Source organism: Pseudonocardia sp. SID8383 (assembly GCF_009864975.1).
GTDB classification, from domain to species: domain Bacteria; phylum Actinomycetota; class Actinomycetes; order Mycobacteriales; family Pseudonocardiaceae; genus Pseudonocardia; species Pseudonocardia alni.
The window spans coordinates 1-3,712 of sequence record NZ_WWFY01000789.1; the positions used below are offsets into that span (position 1 = coordinate 1).

The window sequence follows — 3,712 nt, forward strand, 5'->3', positions numbered from 1 at the left end:
CCCGGCAGGAGCCGCCGCACCCGGCGCCCCGGCCGAAGCCCCAGCCGCGTCCGCACAACGGCACCGTCGGTGACGCCGCCGCGGCCGCGGGCCTGGACCACCTGCACTCCACGGGCGGCGACGGCCCGGCCGTCACCGGACGGGTCCAGGGCGGCGCCGGCGCGCCGGTCCCCGGGGCGGTCGTCACCGTCACCCGGCTGTCCGGCGACCAGGTCGGTCGCACCACGACCGACGACGACGGCCACTACCGCATCGCCGTCGACCAGCCCGGACGCTTCCTGGTCGTCGCGGCCTCGTCGACGCTGCCGCCGCACGCCGCGACCGTCTCGGTCGGCACCGAGCCGGTCCGCCACGACGTGCGGCTGTCGGTCAGCAGCGGCATCCGCGGCACCGTGCTCGACGCCGCGGGCACCCCGCTGCCCGGGGTCACCGTCTCGCTGATCGACCACGGCGGCGACGTCGCCGCGGCAGGCCGATCCGGTGAGGGCGGCCGCTGGGCGCTCGACGGCGTCCCGGCCGGGCGCTACACGCTCACCGCCGCCGGCGAGGGCGTCGACCCGGTGGCGGTCGGCGTCGAGGTGCCCGGCTCCGGCACGGCGGTCCAGGACCTGCGGCTGCCGCAGCGCTCCCGGCTCACCGGCCGGGTCACCGCGGCGCCCGACGGGCACCCGGTGGCGCACGCACTGGCCACGCTGATCGACGCCGAGGGCGCCGTCGTCGGGTCGCGGCTGTCCGGCCCGGACGGGACCTTCGCGTTCGAGGGCCTGCCCGCGGGCAGCTACACCCTCGCGACCAGCGGCTACGCCCCGGTCGCGAACGTGGTCGCCCTCGAGCCGGGCCGGGTGACCCACTCCGACGTGGAGTTCCCGCTCCCGCTCGACGGGCAGGCGTCCAGGAACGGCGCCCCGTCCCCGACGGTCGACGGCAACGGGCTGCAGAACGGCCGGCACGTCCGGGAGGGCGAGCAGGGTCTGCGGGGCGAGGCGCACCGCTGACCCACCCGTCCGTGTTCCACGTGGAACGCCCCGGCTCCCCCGTCACGGGAGGGCCGGGGCGTTCGGCGTCTACAGCGCGATCGCCGCGCCCACCCCCGACCGCGGGTCGACCGCGGCGTGCAGCGTCCCCCGCCCGCCGCCGCCCGGGACGGCGACCCCGGTCCCGACCGCGCACATCCGGCCCAGGGCCCAGGCACCCGCGTCCTCCACGACGTGCCCGCGACGGGTCAGACCGGCGAGGGTGCCGGCCCCGAGCCGCGACTCGACGACGAGCCCGTGCGGCTCCCAGCCGCGCGGCGCGAAGGACGCGGGGAACGCCGTCGAGTGCCAGGTCGGCGCGTCGATCGCGGCCTGCAGGTCCAGCCCGCCGTGCATCAGTGCGAGCAGGAAGGCGAGCTGCCACTGGTCCTGCTGGTCCCCACCGGGCGTCCCGAAGGCGAGCGCGGGCTCGCCGTCGCGCAGCGCCAGCGACGGCGACAGCGTCGTGCGCGGCATCCGCCCGGGCGCCAGCGTGCTCGCGAGCCCCTCCTCCAGCCAGAACATCTGGCCGCGGGTGCCGAGGCAGAAGCCCAGCGCCGGGATCGTCGGTGACGACTGCAGCCAGCCCCCCGACGGCGTCACCGAGATCATGTTCCCGGCGGCGTCGACGACGTCGACGTGCACCGTGTCCCCGCGGGCGACGCCGTCCCGCGACACCGTCGGCTCGCCGGTGCCCGGCCCCTCCGTCCCGGAGCCGCGCCCGGCGCCCGGGGTCGCCGCGTAGTCCCCGATCCGCGGCGTGCGTCCGCCCGGCGCGCCGGGTCGCAGCCCGCCGTCCGAGGCCGGGCCGATCAGGCCCCGCCGGTCGTCGGTATAGGCGTCGGAGAGCAGGTCGGCGAGCAGGTCGGGGGTCGCGCCGTCGCCGTACCAGGCCTCCCGGTCGGCGAAGGCGAGCTTCGCGGCCTCGGCGGCGGCGTGCACCGTGTCGAGGGTCGCGACACCGCCGGGCAGCTCCAGGTCCAGGCCCGCCAGCAGCCGCAGCTGCTGCAGCAGGACCGGTCCCTGCGACCACGGGCCGCACTTCGCGACCGACCAGCCGGTCCCGGCGTCGGCGACGAGCGCGTCCTCGTAGTGCGCCGACCAGCCGGCCAGGTCGTCGGCGGTGAGCAGGCCGGTGTGGTCGCGCCCGGTCTCGTCCCGGACCGGGGTCGCGGCGAACCGGCCGATCTCCTCGGCGACGAACCCGCGGTACCAGGCGTCGCGGGCGGCGTCGATCCGCGCCTCCCGGCTCGGGCCGACGGCCTCGTCGAGCAGCCGGCGCCAGGTCGCGGCCAGCACGGGCAGCCGCACCAGCTCGCCCGCGGCGGGGACCCGACCGTCAGGCAGCCAGGTCGCCGCCGACGACGGCCAGTGCGTGCGGAAGTGGTCGGCGACCGTGCCGATGGCCGCGGGCACCCGCGGGACCAGCGGGAACCCGCCCGCGGCGTAGCCGAGCGCCGGTGCGAGGACATCGGCGAGCTCCCAGGTGCCGTGATCGCGGAGCAGGGTCAGCCAGCCCTCCCAGGCCCCGGGGACCGTCGCCGGGAGCAGGCCGGTGCCGGGGACGATCGTGAGGCCCAGGTCGCGCAGCCGGTCGGCCGTCGCGGCGGCCGGTGCCACGCCCTGGGCGCACAGCACCCGCGGGACGGGGTCGGCCGCGGTGACGAACACGGCGGGCAGCTCACCTCCCGGCCCGCACAGGTGCGGCTCGACCACCTGCAGCACGAACCCGCAGGCGACGGCGGCGTCGAAGGCGTTCCCGCCCCGCGCCAGCACCGTGGCCGCGGCGGCGGTGCCGAGATGGTGGGTGCTGCTGACCGCGCCGTGCGGCCCGATCCGGTCGTGTCCTCTAGGTGCCACGACCCGGATCCTCACACGCCCGCGTGTGACCCGCGGACCTCAGGCGAGGTCGCGCAGCTCGCTCACCAGCGGGACCTCCAGCACCCGGTCCGAGGACATCCACTCGCGCAGCGCGTGGGTGGCCAGCACGTCGTCGGTGTTGTAGCCCAGCAGCCGCTCCCGCTGGACCGGGTCGGGCTCGCCGCCGTCGAGCGCGACGGCGTCGCGGTACCAGCGCATGGAGTTCTCCCCACCCGCCTCCGGGTCCCGCCAGGAGAACCCGGCGGCGGGAGCGATCTTCTTCAGCCCCTTGCCCTGCGAGCACAGGAACCAGGTGGAGACCACGCCGTAGAGGTCCACCCAGCACGGGTCCGCGACGAACGCGCGCACCTCGGCCTCGGTCGGTACCCCGGGCATCCCGGCGAACCGCTGCGCCGAGGCGATCATCCAGCGGTTCTCGGCCTGCTCGTTGTAGCAGTAGGCGGCGAACGTGCGCCCGGACGCGAGCGTGGCGGCGCGCAGGCCCGCGAACCACGTCCAGAACTCCCCGAACGAGCGCCCCTCGTCGCGGGTGGGCAGCGGGTCCCAGGTCGCGAACGCCCGGTAGCCGGGCTCCGGGTCCCCGTCACGCGCACCGCCGGGCAGCGTCAGCAGCGCACCCCACAGGTAGGCCCCGGACTCGCCGAAGCTCTCCATGTCGACGTCGACCTCGACGTCGGCGCGAGTGACCGGCACCCGCGGCACCCGGCGGGCGACGGCGAGTCCCCGGCGGCGCGCACGGGCCAGCGCCACGAGGTCGGTGAACGGCGGCCCGGGCAGGGGGCCGGTCAGCTCGGCGGGCGGGTCCGCCGGGTCCAGCG

General features: G+C 77.5%; 3 protein-coding genes. 1 reads left to right on the top strand and 2 read right to left on the bottom strand.

The window, feature by feature from the left end:
- A partial coding sequence (locus GTW08_RS19460) for an MSCRAMM family protein (protein ID WP_161152338.1) occupies positions 1-995 on the top strand: 995 nt, incomplete at its 5' end.
- 69 nt (positions 996-1,064) lie between these two features.
- Here the strand turns inward: GTW08_RS19460 and GTW08_RS19465 are convergent.
- Both GTW08_RS19465 and GTW08_RS19470 read right to left on the bottom strand, forming a co-directional pair.
- Positions 1,065-2,873 carry a gamma-glutamyltransferase family protein gene (locus GTW08_RS19465; protein ID WP_073573753.1) on the bottom strand — a complete coding sequence of 603 codons (1,809 nt, stop codon included), beginning with the start codon at positions 2,871-2,873 and terminating at the stop codon, positions 1,065-1,067.
- Between the two features lie 39 nt (positions 2,874-2,912).
- Positions 2,913-3,712, bottom strand: an 800-nt coding sequence (locus GTW08_RS19470) for a TM0106 family RecB-like putative nuclease (protein WP_161152339.1), incomplete at its 5' end; no start/stop codon positions are given.